14 protein-coding genes are annotated in these 15,527 nt (G+C 68.9%); 5 read left to right on the forward strand and 9 right to left on the reverse strand.

The window, feature by feature from the left end:
• Window positions 1–575 precede the first annotated feature (575 nt).
• The gene (locus tag LCL87_RS01280) at window positions 576–725 is read left to right on the forward strand and encodes a hypothetical protein (protein ID WP_225015807.1); all 150 of its coding nucleotides are present in this window, start codon (window positions 576–578) and stop codon (window positions 723–725) included.
• Between the two features lie 52 nt (window positions 726–777).
• Here the strand turns inward: LCL87_RS01280 and LCL87_RS01285 are convergent, their stop codons facing one another.
• The 3 genes from LCL87_RS01285 to mca are packed head-to-tail and all read right to left on the reverse strand — an operon-like array spanning window position 778 to window position 4,032.
• Complete coding sequence (locus tag LCL87_RS01285) at window positions 778–2,811, reverse strand: thioredoxin domain-containing protein (protein ID WP_225015809.1); 2,034 nt, start codon at window positions 2,809–2,811, stop codon at window positions 778–780.
• A gap of 7 nt (window positions 2,812–2,818) precedes the next feature.
• Window positions 2,819–3,154, reverse strand: coding sequence for a hypothetical protein (locus tag LCL87_RS01290; RefSeq protein ID WP_225015811.1), 336 nt, complete (start codon window positions 3,152–3,154; stop codon window positions 2,819–2,821).
• Window positions 3,154–4,032, reverse strand: coding sequence for a mycothiol conjugate amidase Mca (gene mca, locus LCL87_RS01295; RefSeq protein ID WP_225015813.1), 879 nt, complete (start codon window positions 4,030–4,032; stop codon window positions 3,154–3,156). The genes LCL87_RS01290 and mca overlap by 1 nt, the downstream gene beginning before the upstream one ends.
• A 206-nt stretch (window positions 4,033–4,238) precedes the next feature.
• On the opposite strand from mca, the gene LCL87_RS01300 reads away from it, so the two are divergent.
• Both LCL87_RS01300 and greA read left to right on the forward strand, forming a co-directional pair.
• Window positions 4,239–4,664, forward strand: a complete 426-nt coding sequence (locus tag LCL87_RS01300) for a DUF4307 domain-containing protein (protein WP_225015815.1) — start codon at window positions 4,239–4,241, stop codon at window positions 4,662–4,664.
• A 246-nt stretch (window positions 4,665–4,910) separates the two neighbouring features.
• On the forward strand, window positions 4,911–5,405 hold the full coding sequence (gene greA, locus LCL87_RS01305; RefSeq protein ID WP_005514653.1) for a transcription elongation factor GreA: 495 nt from the start codon (window positions 4,911–4,913) through the stop codon (window positions 5,403–5,405).
• 91 nt (window positions 5,406–5,496) lie between these two features.
• Here the strand turns inward: greA and LCL87_RS01310 are convergent, their stop codons facing one another.
• The 5 genes from LCL87_RS01310 to LCL87_RS01330 all read right to left on the reverse strand — a co-directional run bounded on the left by LCL87_RS01310 (window position 5,497) and on the right by LCL87_RS01330 (window position 12,157).
• A complete protein-coding gene (locus LCL87_RS01310) occupies window positions 5,497–7,368 on the reverse strand; it encodes an SEC-C domain-containing protein (protein WP_225015817.1) in 1,872 nt (623 codons plus the stop codon).
• Window positions 7,369–7,378: 10 nt separating this feature from the next.
• Entirely contained in the window at window positions 7,379–8,743 is a 1,365-nt protein-coding gene (locus tag LCL87_RS01315; protein WP_225015826.1) for a bifunctional lytic transglycosylase/C40 family peptidase, read from the reverse strand.
• Window positions 8,744–8,905: 162 nt separating this feature from the next.
• Window positions 8,906–10,060 (reverse strand): cystathionine gamma-synthase, encoded by a 1,155-nt coding sequence (locus LCL87_RS01320; RefSeq protein WP_225015828.1) that lies wholly within the window; start codon window positions 10,058–10,060, stop codon window positions 8,906–8,908.
• Between the two features lie 39 nt (window positions 10,061–10,099).
• Entirely contained in the window at window positions 10,100–10,510 is a 411-nt protein-coding gene (locus tag LCL87_RS01325; protein ID WP_225015830.1) for a hypothetical protein, read from the reverse strand.
• Between the two features lie 264 nt (window positions 10,511–10,774).
• Window positions 10,775–12,157 (reverse strand): cystathionine beta-synthase, encoded by a 1,383-nt coding sequence (locus LCL87_RS01330; RefSeq protein ID WP_225015832.1) that lies wholly within the window; start codon window positions 12,155–12,157, stop codon window positions 10,775–10,777.
• A 141-nt stretch (window positions 12,158–12,298) separates the two neighbouring features.
• On the opposite strand from LCL87_RS01330, the gene LCL87_RS01335 reads away from it, so the two are divergent.
• Window positions 12,299–13,276 (forward strand): SGNH/GDSL hydrolase family protein, encoded by a 978-nt coding sequence (locus LCL87_RS01335; RefSeq protein WP_225015834.1) that lies wholly within the window; start codon window positions 12,299–12,301, stop codon window positions 13,274–13,276.
• A gap of 38 nt (window positions 13,277–13,314) precedes the next feature.
• A complete protein-coding gene (locus LCL87_RS01340; protein ID WP_225015835.1) occupies window positions 13,315–14,532 on the forward strand; it encodes an acetyl-CoA C-acetyltransferase in 1,218 nt (405 codons plus the stop codon).
• 68 nt (window positions 14,533–14,600) lie between these two features.
• On the opposite strand, the gene LCL87_RS01345 is transcribed toward LCL87_RS01340, so the two are convergent.
• Window positions 14,601–15,446, reverse strand: a complete 846-nt coding sequence (locus LCL87_RS01345) for a Bax inhibitor-1/YccA family membrane protein (RefSeq protein WP_225015843.1) — start codon at window positions 15,444–15,446, stop codon at window positions 14,601–14,603.
• Window positions 15,447–15,527 lie beyond the last annotated feature (81 nt).

Raw genomic sequence — 15,527 nt, forward strand, 5'->3', positions numbered from 1 at the left:
GCCCGTGCAGACACGCACGGGCCCACGGCGTTTGTGGTGCCAGGCTTCGACCCGACGGAAAATAGGCACAATTCGTAATATCGCCCCATTTGCCCCGAACGTTACAGACTTAGAATTTGTTGCACTTGTTCCCGCCCAGTCAGCGGTCGAACAACCGCGCTACACGCACTCAAAGAGCGCGAATGGTACGTCACTGATTCCCGGAATCGACCGCTTTCACGAATTTCTGAAATCGCCACAAAACATACCAACTGATTGCTAGCGTCACACCCGTCACGAGTCGGACGACTCGCGGACAGACCGCGCACCGCTCGAGTAGCGGGAAGCGCAGACCGCACTGACGCAAGGAGATTCACATGGGATCGCTCGATACCGCGTTCGACAATTCCTCTGCCGCCCTGGACGGCCTACTCACCGCCGTCAAGGCCCTGTTCTCGGGCATCTTCGGCAGCCTCGACAGCTGAAACCCGATCGCGTCCGCCGAGTCGTAATCTCGGCGACCATGCTCCCCTAGGGAGCACCCCCTCAGTTCGCAGGCCGAAGATGCGGTCCTGCACCAATTTCGGAGGTTCAACATGGGTTCCATCGAGACCGCTATCCAGATTCCGCTCGGCAGCGCCGACGCCGCCCTCGCCGGCATCATCAACTCGGTGACGGTTGTCGTCAGCGGCATCGGCACGCTGTTCGGCGAGGCGCTCGGCAGCGTCAGCAGCATCAGCGGCTAGAACGCAGCTCTCGACGAGGGCCCGCGCGGATCACCGCGCGGGCCTTCGCTCGTCAGAGCTCCCGGAGCAGTTCCCGCAGACCGTCGACCTCGGTCACCGGCCGATCGCACACGAAGCCCCGGCATACGTAGGCCGCGGGCGCCCCGTCGATCTGCGGCCGGTCCGCCAGCAGCGGCGTCGAATCCGCCCGTCCCGCAACCACGACCGCCCCGCCGGGCGCGAGAACCCGTGCCTGCCTGGACAGCTCGGACGGCGCGTTCTCCGACACCGCGATCTGCATGGGTCCACGCACGAACGCTTCGGCCACGGCCAGCCAGTGCCCCGCGGATCGCGGCGCACGCTGCAGGGCCACCGCGGCACGATCCAACGAATCCGCCGCGGCGTCCGCATACTTCGCCGACCGATCGGCGTCCACCAGGCAGGAGGCCGTGAGCAGCGCCTCCGTCGTCACCGACGCACCGGACGGCGTCGCCCCGTCGAGCGGATCGCGTGGCCGCGTCACCAGCGTCTCGGCGTCGTCGGCAGTGTCGAACCAGCTTCCCGGCTCGTCGGGATCGGCGAAGTGCTCGATCGCGGCGTCCAGCAAGCCCGTTGCCGCGTCCAGCCACTCGACCGTGCCGGTCGCCTGGTGCAGTGCCAGCAGGCCCGTCGCCAGTGCCCCGTGGTCCTCGAGAATGCCGACCGGCTCCCCCACCAACCCGCCGAGCGACGCGCGCCGCAGCCGGCCATCCACGAGGTGCGTGGACAGCACCATGTGCGCGCATTCCTCGGCGGCCTCGACCCAGTCACCACGTCCGAGCGCGGCGCCGGCCTCGGCGAGGGCGGTGATCGCCAGCCCGTTCCAGGCGGTGACGACCTTGTCGTCCCGCCCGGGCTGCGGGCGCCGGGTCCGCGCAGCGAGCAGGCGCGACCGGACATCGGCCAGCCGATCCGCGTCCGCCGGAGCCGGATCGACTGGCAACTGCAGCACCGAGGTGCCACGTTCGAAGGTGCCCGCGTCCGTGACCGCGAACATCTCGGCAGCCCACGGCCCGTCGCCGTCTCCCACGACGTCGACAATCTGCTGTGGCGTCCACGCGTAGGTGAGGCCCTCCTCGCCGTCGGTGTCGGCGTCGAGCGCCGACGCGAACGCACCCGACGCGGTCCGCAGATCCCGGAGCAGGAAGTCGACGGTCTCCTCGGCCACCCGGTGCGCCAGCGGCGAACCGGTCCGGCGGGCGAGGTGCGCGTAGAACCGCACCAGCAGCGCATTGTCGTAGAGCATCTTCTCGAAGTGCGGCACCACCCACTCGGCGTCCACCGAGTAGCGGGCGAAGCCGCCACCGAGCTGGTCGTAGATGCCACCGCGCGCCATCGCCTCCGCGGTGCGCTCGACGGTACGGAGCGTCGGTTCGGCCGACGTGCGCTCGTACGACCGCAGGAGCCCCTCGAGCAGCATCGACGGCGGGAACTTCGGCGCCCCGCCGAACCCGCCGCGGTCGCGGTCCTCCTCGCGCAGCACGCTCGCGACGGCACCCGACAGCAGCGGGACGTCGATCGGCGCGCCGCCGACGGGCAGCGCGCCGCTGCTGCGCCGCAGCTCCTTCACCACCGACGCGGCCGCGTCGTCGACGTCACCCCGACGACCCCGCCACGTGTCGGTGACGGCGTGGAGCAGCTGCGTGAACGACGGCATCCCGCCGCGCGGTTCCTTCGGGTAGTAGGTGCCGCAGTAGAACGGTGAGCCGTCGTGGGTGAGGAAGCAGGTCATGGGCCAGCCGCCCTGCCCCGTCATCGCGACCGTGGCGTTCATGTAGACGGCGTCGAGGTCGGGCCGTTCCTCGCGGTCCACCTTGATGCACACGAAGTGCTCGTTCATGACCGCCGCGGTCGCGTCATCCTCGAACGACTCGTGCGCCATGACGTGGCACCAGTGGCACGCCGCGTAGCCGATCGACAGCAGGATCGGGACGTCACGCTCCCGCGCCCACGCCAGCGCCTCCGGCCCCCACTGGTGCCAGTGCACCGGGTTGTCGGCGTGCTGACGCAGATACGGGCTGGTCGCGTCGCCGAGCGTGTTGCGGTCACGTGCCCCCGGCGCGGTCACGAGTGTCCTAGCTCGCCGGCTTCGCGGGCGGGTCCTGCTCGGTCCCCGGATCCCCGGACTTGTGCCCGGCCGTCTGCTGCGGCTCGGTCACCTCGGCGATCGTCGCGGCGCCCCGGTCGGTGCCCTCGTCCGCGGCCTGATCGGCCTCGGGGTGCTCCGGCTGGAACGTGTCCGGCAGCTTCTTGAGCTGCTTGTTCATCGAACGGATCAACAGGACCGTGCCGACCAGCAGCGCCACGACGAGCACCAGACCGAGCGGTGACGCCTTGCCGAACTCCGGCCCCTGCGGGCTGCTCGGGGTGCTGGTTCCCTGAGCGAGGATCTCCCACGCCAACGTCGTCATCACTGCTGCTCATCCTTCACGATGCCCGCGAACAAATCGTTCTCCGGGATTGCGGTGTGTACCCGGGTCTTCGCCAACTCGAACTCTTCGGTCGGCCAGATCTTCTGCTGGATGTCGAGCGGCACCGCGAAGAAGGACCCGTTGGGATCGATCTGGGTCGCATGGGCGCGCAGGGCGTCGTCGCGCTGCGGGAAGTAGTCGCCGCACTCGATCTGCGTGGTGACCCGGGCCATCAGATCGCCCTGTTCGGTCTTCCACTTCTTGAGCCACTCGGCCATCGGGAATTCCTCACCGCGGCGCTCGTACTCCTCCTGGAACTGGACCAGGCGCTTCCGGATGAACCCGTGCGAGTAGTAGACCTTCTGCACCTCCCACGGCTCGCCGGCGTCCGGGAACTGCTCCGGATCCCCGGCCGCGTCGTAGGCGGCCATCGACACCTCGTGGCACTTGATGTGGTCCGGGTGCGGGTAGCCGCCGTTCTCGTCGTACGTGGTCATCACGTGCGGACGGAACTCGCGGATCACCTTGACCAGTGCCTCGGTGGGAATCTCGAGCGGTTCGAGCGCGAAGCATCCCTCGGGCAGCGGCGGCTTGGGATCGCCCTCCGGCAGGCCGGAGTCGACGAACCCGAGCCACGTCTGCCGCACCCCCAGGATGCGGGCGGCCTCGGCCATCTCCTCCTGCCGCACCTCGGTCATCCGCTCCCGGATGCCCGGCACGTCCATCGCCGGGTTGAGGATGTCGCCCCGCTCACCACCGGTGAGGGTCACCACGAGGACCTCGTTGCCCTCCGCGGCGTAGCGAGCCATCGTCGCAGCACCCTTGCTCGACTCGTCGTCGGGATGGGCATGTACGGCCATGAGTCGGAATCCGCTCACGTGTGTCTTCACCTCAGCTTCGCGTGTCACCGTCGTGGCGTGTCACCTGCAGTGTCCGACCGCTACCACTCGCGGGGCGCCGTCGTCCTTCCCCTATAGTTCCACCTGGCACATACGACCGTCTGTCGTACCCCCGCTACGCGCGGTAAACGGCGACTCCGACGGCCGCGCACAGCCCCCTTGACCGACGGCGCGAGAGCAGAGTGATGAGCAGTACCCCATCCCCGGACCGCTACGGAACCGCCCGACGACGGTCGGGTCCGCTGCCGTGGGGCAAGCTGCTGATGACCGGCCTCGTCGTTCTCGCCGGCATCGGAATCGCGTACATCGGCTACACGAAGTTCGCGGTCAAGGACGTCGAGGGCAAGCAGATCGCGTTCGACATCGTCGACGACCGGACCATGAACATCCAGTTCACCGTGACGCGCGACAACCCGTCCGAGCCCGCGGTCTGCATCATCCGAACCCGGTCCAAGGACGGCTCGGAGACCGGCCGCCGTGAGGTGTACGTCGGCCCGTCGGATTCGGACACCGTCGAGATCACCGCCCCGGTCTACGCCTCCAAGCCGCCCGCTATGGGCGATCTGTACGGATGCAGCACGACCGTTCCGGACTACCTTCACGCGGGCTGAACGGGCGACCGATCGGTCTTCGTTCCGATCGGTCGAAAACCCTCATCGTGCTAAAATAAGTCGATACACGGTTCCACTCGGAACCGTGTATTGCTGCATTGACGGCAGGACGAGTCTGCTCACGCGGTGGGCGTACCCGGGGGATTTCGCCACGGACTAGAGCCGGCCTGCCCGTTGATCGCTGCTGTTCGCAGCGATCTGCCGAGGGAGTCCACCCGGACTTCAACTACAAGGGAGTGATCGAGAATGACCGAGACCCAGGTGACCTGGCTTACTCAGGAGTCTCACGACAGGCTCAAGAATGAGCTCGACCAGCTCATCGCCAATCGTCCGGTCATTGCCGCCGAGATCAACGAGCGTCGCGAAGAGGGCGACCTCAAGGAGAACGGTGGCTACCACGCCGCTCGCGAGGAGCAGGGCCAGCAGGAGGCGCGCATCCGCCAGCTGCAGGAGCTGCTGAACAACGCGAAGGTCGGCGAGGCCCCCACGCAGTCCGGTGTCGCGCTGCCCGGCTCGGTCGTCAAGGTCTACTACGACGGTGACGAGTCCGACACCGAGACGTTCCTCATCGCGACCCGCGAAGAGGGCGCCCGCGACAACAAGCTCGAGGTCTACTCCCCCAACTCGCCGCTCGGTGGCGCGCTGCTGAACGCGAAGGTCGGCGAGACCCGCGAGTACACCCTGCCCAACGGCAGCCTGATGAAGGTCACGCTCATCAGCGCGGAGCCGTACCACGGCTGATCAAGCCGCGAACACCGACGAACCCCGGCCCGAGCCTCCGCTCGGACCGGGGTTCGCTCGTTCCCGGGGTTCGGTCGTTCCCGGGGCTCGGTCAGTTCAGAACGTCGATGACGTCCTCGGGTTCGACGGCGTCGCCGGTCAGCACGGCGAGCACCGCGTCCCGCTGATCCGGGGTGACCGGTTCGGCGCCACCGAGGACCTGCGTCCGCTCCCCGGTCGGCACGACCCGCGCGCACAGCAGATCTCCGACGGCCCATCCACCGTCCTCGACGACGGCCGTCTCGTCGGTGCCGAGATCCCGCAGCGTCGCAGTCGTCCCGTCGACCACCGTCACCTCGTGCACCGACCGCCGCACCTGCAGCCAGCGGTCGGCCAGTGCGCGTTCGTCCGCCGGCAGCAGGACCCCACGCCGGGCGACGAACAGTTGGAACAGGCCGCCCTCGAACAGTGCGGTGTCGATCACGAGCGGCTCGTCGAACGCCCGCGCAACGGCCTCGTCATCGTCCCAGTGCGCGGCCCGACGCTGCGCCAGCCCCAGAACCAGGTCGAACAGCATCGTCGACTGCGCGTACAGCGTCGCCTTCTCGTACAACCAGTGCGCGCGGTCGTCGAGCGTGGCGTCGGCTTTGCCGAGGTGACACGCCTTGTACTTGCGTCCCGACCCACACCAGCACTGGTCGTTGCGGCCGAGTTCGGGATGCTCGGTGGGCGCGAACCGCGTCAGCACGTGGTGCAGACGTTCGTCCCGGCCGCCCTCGATGCGCCCGAGCAGCGACAGCCCCCGCTGCGCGTCGCCGCGATCGGACGCGATCTGAGCCAGCTCGAACAGCGCCGGCGTCCACTCCTCGTCCATCGCCGCTGCGTCCGCGAAGTGGCGTTCCGCCTCCAACACGTCACCCAGGGTGTCCGCGGCCATCCCGGCCAGCCAGTGACCCGACGCCTTGGCTCGCCTCGGTCCTCTGCCGGACACCGCGAGTGCTGTCGTGTACAGCGCGGGGATGTAGTCGTCCTCGACCGCGTTGACCAGATCGAGCGCGGCGGCAGCTGCAGCCGGATCCTCGAGTCCGACAAAGGAATCCGCATCTTCACCGACCCGGCCACGGACCTCGTCGAGACCGAGCTCGTCGTCGTGCACGATGCCGACCAGCTGGACCAACGACACCACCGCGGCCGCCTCGTCCGGGTGCAACTCGTGGTCGCGTCCGACCAGCGCGACGTGAGACGCGAGGCGGTGTGCGTCGAAATCGAACCCGCGCGCCGCGACATAGTCGCCCTCGCGGTCGTAGCCCGCGGCCTCGATCAGCTCTCCGAGCGGCACCGTCGGCGCCGTGAACAGGGCATCGTCGTCCGCAAGCAGCTGCCAGGCAACGGTTTCCAGGTTGTCGGCACTGTCCACGCCGACGATCCCGGCGAGCCGGTCGGCCATGCCAGGAGTCTCGACGAGATCGGCTCCGACCGAGGACAATTCGAGCGTCCCACCGGAACCGACCGTCACCGCGACCACATCCCCGGACGAATAGCCCTGCAGTGCTTCGGATCCGAACAGAAGTCCGGCGCCGTCCGGGAAGTCCTCGTCCGCGATCCCGAGTGCCACGATCTCGTCGGCGTCGTAGTCCGAGAACAGGACCCGGACCGGACCGTCGTCGTGAGCCATCGCCAGCAACACCAGCGGTGCCAGATCGGGGTCGGCGTGCAGCAGTCCCGACGCGACTTCGCCGTCCGACAGTCGATGGGTGAACACCCGGCCTTCCAGCAGCGTGTCCAGGACGGCATTGCGGCCGTCCGCGAGCAGCACCACCTGGGGATGGTCGAGCAGTTCGACGAGCTCGGTCATCTCCTGTACCGAACCGTGTCCGGCATCGACGAGTCGACGCGTCCAGTCCTCGTTGGTCGACGGGCCGCACTCACGCAGGTCGGCGATGGCAGCGGAGGTCAGGTCACGGGGATCGGGCGTCGCACTCACCCTCGTGATCCTAGGCCAGCACCCGGCGCGCCTTCATCCCGTCGAAGACCGGGCCGATCTTGACCACGTCGCCGAACGTCGGCGCGTGCACCATCATGCCGTTGCCCATGTAGATGCCGACGTGTCCGGGGCCGCCCGCCTGCCAGTTGCCGAACACCAGGTCACCCGGCTGCGCGGCGGCCATCGGGATCTCGGTTCCGACGGCCCACTGCGTCTCCGACGTCCGCGGCAGCGCCACCTTGCCACCGCTGGCGGCGAAGATGGCGTACGACGTCAGCCCCGAGCAGTCGAAGCCGCCCGCCGTGGGACCGGTGATGTTGCCGCCACCCCACACGTACGGCAGGCCCAGGTACCGCATCGCGAGTTGGACGATGGCGCCGCCGATCCCGGTGGTGGGCAGGTTGATGTCGAGATTGAAGTTCGCGAACGGCGAGAGCAGTTGCTCGAACTGCCCCTCCGACGCCCGGATCTTCTGGATGTACGGACCGCTCTGGTCGGCGGCGTCGTCGGCGCCCGACGGCACCCCGCCCGCCTTACGGACCGCGCGGGTACCCGCGTTGAAGGCGGCCAGCGCGAGGTCGAGGGTGTCGCCCTGGACGAGCCCGTCATTCTTCCACGCCTCGACCTGAGCGTAGTTGTCGCACAACATGTGTCCGGCCGCCATGACGGAGTCGGCGACCCCGAGGATGTCGGCGTTGCCGTCACCGTCGGCGTCCTTGCCGTACTTGGCCCACTCGCTCGGCATGAACTTGGCCGGTCCGCGTCCGCCCGCGAGCGACACCGGCGCCGTGGGGCCGTACCGGAAGTCGTTCTCCACCGAGAACAGTGCCGCGAGCGTGGGCGCCTTCACGCCGCCACAGATCTCGCCGGCCTGACGCAGCCACGGCGCGAACACCGCGATCGCGCCGACCTGGCCGAGATTGGTGGTGGGCAGGATCGCCGGCAGCGTCGGCAACGTGAGGCTGCCGATCCCGGGCAGGGTGATCGCGGGGGCCGCAACCGGGGCAGTGTCCGCGACCGTGGCCGGCGCGGACACGACGGGCGCGGGAGCCGCGGCCACCGGCGGGGCGGGCTCGGGCGCAGCAGGTTCCGGCGCGGGCGCCGCCGCGGTGGACGGATCCGGCACGGGAGGCTTCGGGGCTTCGAGAGCGGGGATGGCCCGGACGAGATCGGTGGCCGCCTGCTGCCGCATCTCCGGCGGGAGCAGCGCGACGATGCTGTTGACCGGCTCGACGAGCTGCGGCGCGGACTGCAGGGCGGCCGGTACTTGTTGCGTCTCGGGAGCTTGATCGGGTGTTGCATTCGCAACGGCTGGGAACGCGACACCTGTTACTGCTGCGACAGCCACAACGGCGGCTGCGGGCTCCCATTTCATACACCGCTCCTGGGGTCGTACTTGATCCGAGGACTCACGGTAACGGGCAAACCGACTGCCGCGGGTGGGATTCAGGAAACCCTCAGCGTTTCGCGCACTTGTCGTCGAACGGCGTGGGCCGGATGCGACGACAAGTGCGCGAAACGCGGGATCAGGGGCGGATCAGCCGAGCGCCTGCTCGACGTCGGCGAGCAGGTCCGCCGCGTCCTCGATACCGACCGACAGACGCACCAGGTCCTCGGGAACCTCGAGCGCGGACCCGGCCGTCGACGCGTGCGTCATCGCACCCGGGTGCTCGATCAGCGACTCGACGCCGCCGAGCGACTCGGCGAGCGTGAAGATCTGTGTGCGCGCGCAGAAGTCGAGCGCCGCCTGACGGCCGCCCTTCAACCGCACCGAGATCATGCCGCCGAACCGGCGCATCTGCTTGGCCGCCACCGCATGGCCCGGATGCGACTCGAGACCCGGGTAGATGACCTGAGCGATCGCCGAGTGCCCGGTGAGCAGGTCGACGATCTTCTCGGCGTTGTCGCTGTGCCGCTCCATGCGCAGCGCGAGCGTCTTGATGCCGCGCATCGTGAGGAACGCGTCGAACGGGCCCGGCACCGCGCCGGCGCCGTTCTGCAGGAACGCGAACTTGGTGTCGAGTTCCTCGTCGTTCGTCACGAGCGCGCCACCGACGACGTCGGAGTGTCCGCCGATGTACTTGGTCGTCGAGTGCAGCGCGATGTCGGCGCCCAACTGCAGCGGCTGCTGCAGGTACGGCGACGCGAACGTGTTGTCCACCACCAGCTTCGCGCCGGCGGCGCGCGCCACCTCGGAGATCGCGGCGATGTCACCGATGTTGAGCAGCGGGTTGGTCGGGGTCTCGACCCACACCAGCTTCGTGTTCGGCCGGATCGCGGCGCGGACGGCATCGACGTCGGACACCGCCGCCGGGGTGTACTCGATTCCCCACTGTGTGAAGACCTTGTCGATCAGCCGGAACGTGCCGCCGTAGGCGTCGTTCGGGATCACCAGGTGGTCGCCGGGGCGCAGCAGCGACCGCAGCACGCAGTCCGTCGCCGCCATGCCCGAGCCGAAGGCCCGCCCGAACGTGCCCGATTCGAGCGCCGCGAGGTTGGCTTCGAGCGGACGACGCGTCGGGTTGCCGGTGCGCGCGTACTCGAACCCGCCGCGCATGCCGCCGACGCCGTCCTGCGCGAACGTGGAGCTGGCGTAGATCGGGACATTGACCGCACCGGTCTGCGGATCCGGCTCGTAACCGGCGTGGATGGCCCTGGTGGAGAAACCGCTGGAGATTCCCTGCTCACTCATGGCGACCAGCCTAGCGACCGGCGGCCGAGTGTCCTCGGCTCAGCCCGCGATTACCTTGCCGACGGCCACCAGAACCTCCGTCATCTGCTGGCGTGTCATCTGTTCGCCACCCCCGGTGTGGACGGACACCAACACACCCGGCATCGCGAGCGCGAGGTCACCCGTACCGAGGGGATCGGAGATGAACCCGCCCAGGCGCGTCGCGGCCGACGATTCGACGAGCTGTTCCGGCTTCGATTTCGCCAGGTACTCCTGGGTCCGGGACAGCTCGTCGGCGCTCTTGTCCGACACCCCCATGGCGACCGCGAAATCGTCCGCGCCCGTCTTCCCGTCCTTCATGAAGAAACACATCGTCGCGCCGCCGGCCCCGGGCTTGGCCGGGGCCGGGTCGAGCGCGTAGCGCCGCACCACTCCGGCGACGGCCGATCCGATGTCCGCGCACGGCGGCACACCGCCCACGCTCGACGGCGCTTTCGGTGCCCCCGTCGTTAGTGCCCCCGTCGTTGGTGCCCCACTCGATGGTGTCGCGATGCTCTGCGCTCGCGGCGTCCCCTCGACCGCTCCCCCGCATGCCGCTCCCGTGACCACCACTGCCGCCAGACATGCGGCAGCCCCCACTGCTCTCCCCCAATGCATGGCGCCGAGCGTAACCGACCCCCCGAAACGACGAATTCCCGGTGGGCGTCCACCGGGAATCCGTCACGATTCGGGCAATCAGGCTCCCGCGCTGAGGAACCCGAGCAGGTCGTGGCGGGTGATGACGCCGACGGGCTTGCCGTCGTCGACGACCATGAGCGCGTCGGTCTCGCCGAGCGCCTTGGTGGCCGACGACACCGGCTCGTGCGCGCCGATCAGCGGGAACGGCTTGCTCATGTGCTTCTCGACCGGGTCGGCGAGGGCCGCGCGGCCCTCGAACACAGCGCTCAGCAGATCGCGCTCGGACACGCTGCCCGCGACCTCGCCGGCCATGACCGGCGGTTCGGCGCCGACGACCGGCATCTGGGAGACGCCGTACTCGCGGAGGATCTCGATCGCGTCGCGCAGCGTCTCGGACGGGTGTGTGTGGACCAGGTCCGGCAGTTCACCGGACTTGCCGCGCAGCACGTCGCCGACGGTCCGCTCGCTGGTGTCGCCGTCGAGCGGGGTACGCAGGAAGCCGTACGACGCCATCCACTCGTCGTTGAAGATCTTCGACAGGTAGCCACGGCCGCCGTCGGGCAGCAGCACGACGACGACGGCATCCGGGTCGCGTTCGGCGACCTTGAGCGCCGCGACGACGGCCATGCCGCACGAACCGCCGACCAGCAGGCCCTCCTCGCGGGCGAGGCGCCGGGTCATCTCGAAGGAGTCGGCGTCGGAGACGGCGATGATCTCGTCCGGCACGGACGGGTCGTACGCGGAGGGCCAGAAGTCCTCACCGACACCCTCGACGAGGTACGGCCGGCCGGTGCCGCCCGAGTAGACCGAGCCCTCGGGATCGGCGCCGATGACCTTGACCTTGCCGCCCGAGATCTCCTTGAGGTAGCGGCCGGTGCCGGTGATGGTGCCGCCCGTGCCGACGCCGGCGACGAAGTGCGTCACCTTGCCGTCGGTGTCCCGCCAGATCTCGGGGCCGGTGGTCTCGTAGTGGCTGTCGGGTCCGCCCGGGTTGGCGTACTGGTTGGGCTTCCAGGCGCCCGGGATCTCCTTCACCAGACGGTCGGAGACGTTGTAGTAGCTGTCCGGGTGCTCGGGCGCGACCGCGGTGGGGCACACCACGACCTCGGCACCGTACGCGCGCAGGACGTTGCGCTTGTCCTCGCTGACCTTGTCGGGGCAGACGAACACGCACTTGTAGCCACGCTTCTGCGCGACCAGGGCCAGGCCGACGCCGGTGTTGCCGGACGTGGGCTCGACGATGGTGCCACCCGGCTTCAGCTCGCCCGACGCCTCGGCGGCGTCGATCATCTTGACCGCGATGCGGTCCTTCGAGCTACCGCCCGGATTGAGGTACTCGACCTTCGCCGCGACCAGGCCGGAGTTCGCGCCGACGACCGAGGACAGCTTGACCAGAGGTGTGTTGCCGATGAGATCGACGACATGATCCGCGATGCGCATGCCCCCATGTTTCCAGATCGAATTCGGACACGTGCCGCGAAGGGGGCATTACCTGCGCCGACGGTTCCCGGAGTCGTCGACTCCAGCTTGTCGAGGCGACTAGATTCAGGAGTCCGACGCGCTTCTCGGAGGGTGAGTCCGATGGACCGGTGGCGGACGGCTGCGAAGGCAGGGACGGCTGCCCTGCTGGCGGGCTCCGGTGCGGGTACCGCCTCCTGGGCCGCCTACACGTATCTCGTGTGGCAGGCCGGGCTCGCGCGGGGTCAGATCGTCCCGACCCGCCGGTGGCCCCCGGAGGCCGACGGCGTCTACACCGCCGGGTGTGCGCACCCCGAGCGGTGGCGCCGCGGCACCGACGTCGACCTGCACCTGATGTTGTTCGGCGACTCGACCGCGGCCGGACTGGGCTGCGACCTCGCCGAGGAGGTCCCCGGTGTCCTGCTGGCCCGCGACCTCGCCGACCGCACCGGAGCCCGGATCCGGCTCAGCACCAAGGCGCTCTCGGGAGCCACGTCGCGCGGTCTCGCCGGACAGGTCGACGCGATGCTGGTCGCCGGTCCCGCACCCGACGCCGCGGTGATCATGATCGGCGCCAACGACGTCACGGCCGGGATGCCGCTGCGCGGTTCCGCCCGGCGCCTCGGCAGGGTGGTGTCACGGCTGCGGGACGCCGGCGCCGTCGTGGTCGTCGGCACGTGCCCCGATCTGGGGGTGATCACCGCGATCCCGCAACCGCTGCGGGCCCTCGCCCACGGCTGGGGGATGCAGTTGGCGCGACTGCAGGCCGCGGCCACCCGAGCGAGCGGTGGCCATCCCGTCCCGATCGGCCGTCTGCTCGCGTCCCGATTCCTCGAGGACCCCACGACGATGCTGTCCGACGACCACTACCACCCGTCCGCGGCGGGCTACCGCCTGGCCGCCGAACGCCTCGCTCCGGCCCTGATGCGGGCTCTCGCTGAGTGGGACGGACCTTCGTCACGCGGCCGCCCCGAACACGTTCCAGAAGCCGGTTCGTTCTCGCAGGTCGACGCCCCGGCACCCCCTGGAAACATGCTTCGAGACCCGCTCCGGACACCGTTCGGGAGACGGCGAGGTGGTGATGCCGCCCCGGCAACGTAAGTTCAAGGGCGAAGAGACCACCGTACGAAGGAGTTTCCATGCCCGAGGCAGTCATTGTCTCCGTTGCCCGCTCGCCCATCGGCCGCGCCGTCAAGGGCTCGCTGGCCAGCATGCGCCCGGACGATCTGGCAGCTCAGATGGTTGCCGCGGCGATCGCCAAGGTTCCCGAGCTCGATCCCACCGAGATCGACGACCTGATGCTGGGCAGCGGTCTGCCCGGTGGCAAGGCCGGCTTCAACATGGGTCGCATCGTCGCCATCAAGCTCGGCTACGACACCCTCCCCGGCACCACGATCACCCGCTACTGCTCGTCGTCGTTGCAGACCACCCGTATGGCACTGCACGCGATCAAGGCCGGCGAGGGTGACGTGTTCATCTCCGCCGGTGTCGAGTCGGTGTCGAGCTTCGCGGCCGGCAACTCGGACTCGCTGCCGGACACGAAGAACCCGTTCTTCGCCGAGGCCATGGAGCGCACCGCCGTCGCCGCACAGGGTGGCGTGCAGTGGAGCGACCCGCGTGAGAACGGCATCGTCCCCGACGCGTACATCGCGATGGGCCAGACCGCCGAGAACGTCGCGCAGCTGACCGGCATCACCCGCGAGGACCAGGACCGCTGGGGCGTCCGCTCGCAGAACCGCGCGGAGGAGGCCATCAAGGCCGGCTTCTTCGAGCGTGAGATCACCCCGGTCACCCTGGCCGACGGCACCGTCGTCAGCACCGACGACGGCCCGCGTGCCGGCGTCACCTACGAGGCCGTCAGCCAGCTGAAGCCGGTCTTCCGCCCCGACGGCACCATCAACGCCGGCAACTGCTGCCCGCTCAACGACGGTGCTGCCGCGCTCGTCATCATGAGCGACACCAAGGCCAAGGCGCTGGGCCTGACCCCGCTCGCGCGCGTCGTGTCGACCGCCGTCTCCGGCCTGTCCCCCGAGATCATGGGCCTGGGCCCGATCGAGGCCACCAAGAAGGCGCTCGCCCTCGCCGGCAAGTCGGTCAGCGACATCGACCTGTTCGAGATCAACGAGGCCTTCGCGGTGCAGGTGCTGGGCTCGGCCCGCGCGCTGAACATCGACGAGGACAAGCTGAACGTCTCCGGTGGCTCCATCGCCATCGGCCACCCGTTCGGTATGACCGGCGCCCGCATCACCGCGACGCTGCTCAACAACCTGCAGACGTACGACAAGCAGTTCGGTGTCGAGACCATGTGTGTCGGCGGCGGCCAGGGCATGGCGATGGTGCTCGAGCGCCTGAGCTGATCCTCAGCTGAACCGCGAACGGGCGGCCACCGCAGATGCGGTGGCCGCCCGTTTCGTCTGGCGCGAGACTAGTCGTTGTTGAAGTAGCTCAGCAGGCGCAGGATCTCGACGTACAGCCAGACCAGGGTGACGGTCAGGCCGAGGGCGACGCCCCACGCGGCCTTCTCCGGCGCCTGGGCGCGGATCAGCTGGTCGGCAGCGTCGAAGTCCAGCAGGAAGCTGAACGCGGCGAGCGCGATGCAGACGAGGCTGAAGACGATCGCGACCGTGCCGCCGTCGCGCAGGCCGAAGCCGCCGTCGGTGAAGAAGCTGGCGATCAGGTTGCCGATCATGAGGACCATGACGCCGATGAGGCCGCCGATGATCATGCGGGTCAGGCGCGGCGTGACGCGGATGGCGCCGGTCTTGTAGACGACCAGCATGCCGAAGAACACGCCGAACGTGCCGAGGATGGCCTGGCCGATCAGGGCCGAGCCGCCGACACCACCGAATTCGACCTCGGTGAACATGAACGACAGCGCGCCGAGGAACACGCCCTCACACGCGGCGTAGGCGAGCACGATCGCCGGGTTGTCCATCTTGCGGCCGAACGACGCGACCATCACCAGCACGAAGCCGATGAGACCGCCACCGATGACGAACGGGGCCGCGAGGTCGGTGTTTCCGTCGACGAGGAAGTACGAGATGATCGCCGACACGGTGAGCACACCGAGCGTGATCGCGGTCTTGGTGACGACGTCGTCGATCGTCATCGCCCGCTGCGTGGTCTGCTGGTACTGCTCGGGAGCGCCGTACTGCTGGCCGTACTCCTGGGTGACCTGCGCGGCACCTGCCTGCGCCGATCCGAACGTGGCGTAGCCCGTGCCCTCCTGTTTGGGCAGGTTCTTGAACACCGGGTTGCTGGTGGTGCGCACCGTGCACATCCCTTCTCGTGGTCGTCTGTCGAGCGGGTCGGGCTCGAGTTCGGCCGGGTTCGACCGGCGTCGTTGTCCATA

The sequence above is a fragment of the Prescottella equi genome, from assembly GCF_020171745.1.
In the GTDB taxonomy this organism is placed as follows: Bacteria; Actinomycetota; Actinomycetes; order Mycobacteriales; family Mycobacteriaceae; genus Prescottella; species Prescottella equi_A.

Bases quoted from the DNA above. Each gene is read 5' to 3' on its own strand.
- LCL87_RS01280 (WP_225015807.1), top strand. From the start codon at position 576: ATGGGTTCCATCGAGACCGCTATCCAGATTCCGCTCGGCAGCGCCGAC.
- LCL87_RS01290 (WP_225015811.1), bottom strand. From the start codon at position 3,154: ATGACGACGTTGGCGTGGGAGATCCTCGCTCAGGGAACCAGCACCCCG.
- LCL87_RS01300 (WP_225015815.1), top strand. From the start codon at position 4,239: ATGAGCAGTACCCCATCCCCGGACCGCTACGGAACCGCCCGACGACGG.
- greA (WP_005514653.1), top strand. From the start codon at position 4,911: ATGACCGAGACCCAGGTGACCTGGCTTACTCAGGAGTCTCACGACAGG.
- LCL87_RS01315 (WP_225015826.1), bottom strand. From the start codon at position 8,743: ATGAAATGGGAGCCCGCAGCCGCCGTTGTGGCTGTCGCAGCAGTAACA.
- LCL87_RS01320 (WP_225015828.1), bottom strand. From the start codon at position 10,060: ATGAGTGAGCAGGGAATCTCCAGCGGTTTCTCCACCAGGGCCATCCAC.
- LCL87_RS01330 (WP_225015832.1), bottom strand. From the start codon at position 12,157: ATGCGCATCGCGGATCATGTCGTCGATCTCATCGGCAACACACCTCTG.
- LCL87_RS01335 (WP_225015834.1), top strand. From the start codon at position 12,299: ATGGACCGGTGGCGGACGGCTGCGAAGGCAGGGACGGCTGCCCTGCTG.
- LCL87_RS01340 (WP_225015835.1), top strand. From the start codon at position 13,315: ATGCCCGAGGCAGTCATTGTCTCCGTTGCCCGCTCGCCCATCGGCCGC.